Source organism: Spirochaetota bacterium (assembly GCA_038043445.1).
Classification (GTDB): domain Bacteria; phylum Spirochaetota; class Brachyspiria; order Brachyspirales; family JACRPF01; genus JBBTBY01.
Window position 1 is genome coordinate 1 of the sequence record JBBTBY010000089.1, and the last position, 5,230, is coordinate 5,230.

At 56.4% G+C, this 5,230-nt stretch carries 5 protein-coding genes; 1 reads left to right on the forward strand and 4 read right to left on the reverse strand.

What is annotated here, in order from left to right:
- Both AABZ39_13300 and AABZ39_13305 read right to left on the reverse strand, forming a co-directional pair.
- On the reverse strand, positions 1 to 1,240 hold a 1,240-nt coding region (locus AABZ39_13300; GenBank protein MEK6795751.1), incomplete at its 3' end, for a hypothetical protein.
- Complete coding sequence (locus tag AABZ39_13305) at positions 1,237 to 1,659, reverse strand: hypothetical protein (GenBank protein ID MEK6795752.1); 423 nt, start codon at positions 1,657 to 1,659, stop codon at positions 1,237 to 1,239. The genes AABZ39_13300 and AABZ39_13305, both read right to left, overlap by 4 nt.
- A 138-nt stretch (positions 1,660 to 1,797) precedes the next feature.
- Between AABZ39_13305 and AABZ39_13310 the strand changes: the two genes are divergently transcribed.
- Entirely contained in the window at positions 1,798 to 3,186 is a 1,389-nt protein-coding gene (locus tag AABZ39_13310) for a sulfatase (GenBank protein MEK6795753.1), read from the forward strand.
- Here AABZ39_13310 and AABZ39_13315 read toward each other — a convergent pair.
- Together AABZ39_13315 and AABZ39_13320 are read right to left on the reverse strand one after the other, a co-directional pair.
- Complete coding sequence (locus AABZ39_13315; GenBank protein MEK6795754.1) at positions 3,183 to 4,064, reverse strand: hypothetical protein; 882 nt, start codon at positions 4,062 to 4,064, stop codon at positions 3,183 to 3,185. The two genes, AABZ39_13310 and AABZ39_13315, sit on opposite strands and share 4 nt — an antisense overlap.
- Positions 4,065 to 4,092: 28 nt before the next feature.
- Positions 4,093 to 5,230: S16 family serine protease (locus tag AABZ39_13320; protein MEK6795755.1), on the reverse strand; the 1,138-nt coding region annotated here is incomplete at its 5' end.

Sequence of the window (5,230 nt, forward strand, 5' to 3'; positions counted from 1 at the left end):
CGACCATAAGCGCGACAGGGAGGGCGTACATTTTTTCACGCGGTGATCGCTTTCGCAGTCCGAGCGCACAGAGAAGCACGATGATCATGACGGGAATGATGGTATAAAGCCTTGTTTGGAAAAAATATCCGGTGAACAGACCTCCTATCATTCTATAGCGGCCGATATCGGTGATGTATCCGATGAATTTCGTGCCCCCATTCCCTACGATATCATTCGCGATGGGGAACGTTTTCTTGAACACCGCGATGGCGGTCACAAAGGGCAATGCCCCGAGCATGAAGAAGAACGCCTCGCGGAGGAAGCGCAGGAGCGGACGCTTGCCGTCGCGGAAAAGGAATAACGAGTGTACGCCCCATGCGAGAGCGGCCGCTGCCAGAAAAGAGAGGCCTTCGTTCTTCGTCCACGCGGCCATCGCGGTGAAAATGCCCGCGAGTATAAGCGATGACCGTTTCCCGCTCGACATAAAGTCGTACACCGGAACGACGGCAGCGAGATAGAAGAACGCGAGCGGCATATCCGCATATTGTATGGCACCGGTGTGATGGAATACCTGAATGCCGAGGAGGGTGCATCCCCCGATGAGCGCACCCATCGTGCCGCGGTGACGGTATATGCTTTCCATGAGCACGGCGAGCGTGCCGTAGGTGAAGATGAAACTGACGGTTATCGGCGCGATGAAGGTCTCTTTTCCGGCATAGAGCCAGCCGTGCAGTACGGTGAGCGGGATGAACAGGGGGTAGTCGGCGTGGTGATCGAACGTAAGGAGCGGGGAGAATACGTGTGAGAGCATGTCACGTCCGCGGAAGAGCCCGCGCGCGCGGAAATTCCATATCGTTATCGTGTCCCATCCGCCATGCGGGCCGACCTGCGCGTACATGAAGAAATAGATGAGCGATGCGATGAGCCCGAAGCACAGACAGGCCGCGAGTACAAGGGCAAAACGATCTTTAACGATATCGCGGAAGAAGTCCATCGCAGGTGCTTTCCAATGGATGCGCCGCAGTGCGAGTGCAGCGGCTCCTGTGCAGACGAGAACAGTCGATTCAATAATGATCAGTGCCATGCGAACGTCCTGTATCGGCGAAAGCAAGAGAGCGAAAAGGATGAGCGATGCGACGCCGAAACCTGCCGCGATGGAGCACCATAGCCGCGTGAGCGGACCCATGCCTTCCTTCTCGGGAACGATCAAGTGGAGCACGAAAAAACCGATGGCCGCTGAGACGAGGTATCCGATCATTGCAGAGCCTCGTTGCGGCGATAGAGCCGAATGCCGTTCGTCGATGCTATGAGGAAAAAGCCGTGCGAATCGAAACGTATGTTCGTTTTCGATTCTACGAGGATATAGCGGCAGGGGATAGCGTCCCTGTTCGTGAGCTTTATCAGTATGGACGGCGTGAGGTAATACGCTGCGCCGATGAGATCGGTGTCGTCGAGGAACGGCGTGCTGTTCCCGTTGATGTAGCCGACGACCGCGTTCGGCGGGAGCGCCTTGCGTATGACCGTAAAGCGCTTCTCGGTGACGGTATGATGATCGTATGGATAGCGTGCTGTCGTGAACATGCGGTGGGCGATGAGCACATATACCGGGGCCGCTGCCGCGCATATTCCGATGAGCATGATGATTAAACGTGCGGCGATGATGCGTATTCTTGACATGAGCGCAGTATATCAGAATATGGGCGTCATGTCTATTTGTCGATACGGGTATCAAATATCACAAAGGGGATATCAATGCCGTCATTGCCTTTTCCCCTGCGCGTAGTATGTTATTCCCAGCGAGAGGAGACTATGCCGATGAAAAAGCCGAATTTCGTTTTCATTCTCATGGACGATATGGGTGCACGCGACCTGTCCTGCTACGGCAGTGCGTTCTATGAAACGCCGAACATCGACGCGCTTGCGGCAGAGGGTATGCGCTTTACCGATGCGTACGCCGCCTGTCCCGTGTGCTCTCCGACACGGGCGTCGATCATGACAGGGAAATATCCCGCGCGCGTCGGTGTCACCGATTGGATAGATCATCGGACATTCCATCCCTGCCGCGGCAAGCTCATCGATGCGCCGTACGTGAAACAGCTGCCCCTTGAGGAAAGGAATATCGCGCGCGTGCTCGGCGGCAGCGGTTATCATACCTGGCATGTCGGCAAATGGCATTTGGGCCTTGAGCCGTATTGGCCGGAGAAACAGGGCTTTGACGTGAATGTCGGCGGCTGTCAGATAGGGCATCCGCATCACGGATATTTCTCACCCTGGAAAATACCGACGCTTTCCGAAGGCAGGGACGGCGACTATCTCGGCGACAGGCTCACCGATGATGCGATAGCGCTCATAAAGGGTAAAAAAGATGACAAGCCGTTCTTTTTGAATTGGTGGATGTATGAAGTGCATTCGCCGATACAGGCAAAGCCCGCACTCGTCGAGAAGTACAAGGCGAAAGCAGAACGCATGGGACTTGATGCGGTGACGCCCTTCGAAGAAGGCGGTTTTTATCCATGCGAACACAAGAAGGAAAAACGCATCATGCGTCGTCTGGTACAGTCCGATACGGCGTACGCAGCGATGATAGAGAATGTGGATGCCAATGTCGGACGGCTCATTGAGGCGCTCAAAGATGCCGGGGAATACGAGAACACGGTGATAATATTCACGTCCGATAACGGCGGTCTTGCCACTGCGGAAAGTTCGCCTACCTGCAATGCGCCGTATGCCCAGGGCAAGGGCTGGGGATATGAAGGCGGCGTACGCGAGCCGCTCATCATCGCCGGGCCCAACGTCCCCTGCGGTGCGCTCTCTCAGGTGCCGGTGACGAGCACCGACTTCTTCCCGACAATGCTTGCGATGGCCGATCTGCCGGCGCTCCCGGAGCAGCACTGCGACGGCATCGATATCACCCCGGTACTCAAGGGTGCATCATCGCTTGACCGCGAGGCGATATACTGGCATTATCCTCATTACGGCAATCAGGGAGGCACCCCGTGCTCTGCGGTGCGCGCGGGAAAATGGAAGCTCATCGAATTCCATGAGGATTGGCGCGCCGAGCTCTATGATCTTTCATCGGACGTGGGTGAAAAGAACGATATCGCCGGCGAACACCCCGATGTTGCGAAAAGGCTCCGACGCATGCTCGCCGCGTGGCGTTTCGAAGTGGGCGCCATGCTCCCGCAGCCGAACCCGGATCGTTAATGTTTGGAATTCGTCCCCAGCCGTATCGTCACCGTCACTTCATTGCCGGCATCGTTGTAGCGCATCTCGTCGAAATATATCTTTGATAAGAGCACGGTGCGTCCCGTTCTCCCGGTGCAGTCGCCGGCGGCAAGCGCATCGAACGATGATCGCCAATCGAAGCCAGTCCCCGGATCGGATATTGTTATCGTGATATTCGCCGGAACGACATCGTACGTAATCCGTACATTCCTGCCCTTGTCCGTCGCGATATCGACGGCGCGTTCCATGAGCGGGCCGAGCGTATCGCTTTCATAGGCGGCGATGACGCGTTCCTTCGTGAGCTTGAGCGAGCCGTAGAGCACCGCGTTCTCGATGAGCCCGTAAAGCAGGTAGCGCGCGGAGTGTCCGTTGGGCATGCGGTTGATAAGCCCCGTGAGCTGGCGTACGACGAGCGGTATGCGCGAGGGGTCGGGGGGGAAGGAGAGCTCGCGGTGTTCGCGCACGGAAAAATCACCTTCACGTTCCCGCGATCCGACGGCGAGCGATGTCTTTATCGTTTTGATGAACGAGTAGTGAAGTTCGCGCACTTCGAGGGGTTTCAGGAAAAAGGAAAGCATTCCCATGCGGGCGAAGGTGCGTATCGACGGCGAGAATTCGGGGCTCACATAGCCGATGACCCGCGTCATCGGGGCCTTCTCTTCAATTATCTGCATGAGTTTCGTGGTGCGTGCCGAGCGGTCGCAGTCGGTAAGGACGAAGGCTTCGTGCTTCATCGCGAGGGCGGCGGCGGCGCGCTCGTTCTCGGCAGTGATGGCTTCGAACCCCCATGCCTTGAACGATACGCCGAGGAGCATTCGTGTCTGCTCGCTCGGATCGCAGATGATGATTGGGGTCATATCGTTCCCCGCCGAAAGACTCAAGACTTCAGAACGCGTGCTCGACCACTTCCGAGAACATTTCAACGGGGAAGAATTTTATCCCGCGTTTGATGTAGTCGGGTATCTCCGCAAGGTCCTTTTCGTTCGTTTTGGGTATAATGATACGCTTGATGAACTCGGTACGCTTTGCGGCAATGACCTTTTCCTTCAGGCCGCCGATGGGGAGCACTTTTCCGGTGAGCGATATTTCTCCGGTCATGGCGATGTCCGCGCGTATCTTCTTTCCGCGGGCGAGCGAGAGTATCGCTGTCGACATTGTTATGCCTGCAGAAGGCCCGTCCTTAGGCGTTGCGCCGGCGGGTATATGCAGGTGGAGAAGGTTGTCCTCGAAGAACGATTCCTTCACATCGTATTGCGATGCGATGCTCCGCACGTAGCTGTAGGCGATCTTCGCCGATTCCATCATCACTTCACCCATATGGCCGGTGAGGCTTATGCTGCCCTGCTGTTTCTTGATGGGGGCAGCTATGCATTCTATGGTGAGCGTGGAGCCGCCGAGCTCCGTCCACGCAAGGCCGATGGCCGTTCCCGGCACGGTAATGCGATCGGTCATATCGCCGACGAATATCTCCTTGCCGAGATACTCCTCGATGTTCTTCTCGCTTATGCGTACGCGCACGCCGGTGCCTTTCGACGCGACCTCGGTGGCGACCTTGCGGCATATCTTCTCGATGTTGCGTTCGAAATTCCTGAGCCCCGCCTCCTTCGCATAACTCGTCACGATCTTCTTGAGCGCATCGACCTCGAAGCAGAGGTTCTTTTCAGTGATCCCGTGGCGATCCAACTGACGCGGTATGATGTACTTGACGGCTATCTTCAGTTTTTCCTCGAGTATGTAGCCGGAGAGGCGTATCACTTCCATGCGGTCGAGGAGCGGACGCGGTATCGTATCGATGGTGTTCGCGGTGGTGATGAACAGCACGTTCGAGAGATCGAACGGCATGTCGATGTAATGATCCCGGAAATTGTTGTTCTGCTCGGGATCGAGCACTTCGAGGAGCGCGCTCGAGGGGTCGCCCTGATAGCTCTGGCCGAGCTTGTCAATTTCATCGAGCATGATGACGGGGTTCCTCGTTTTTACGATCTTAAGCGCCTGTATTATCTTCCCCGGCATGGCGCCGATA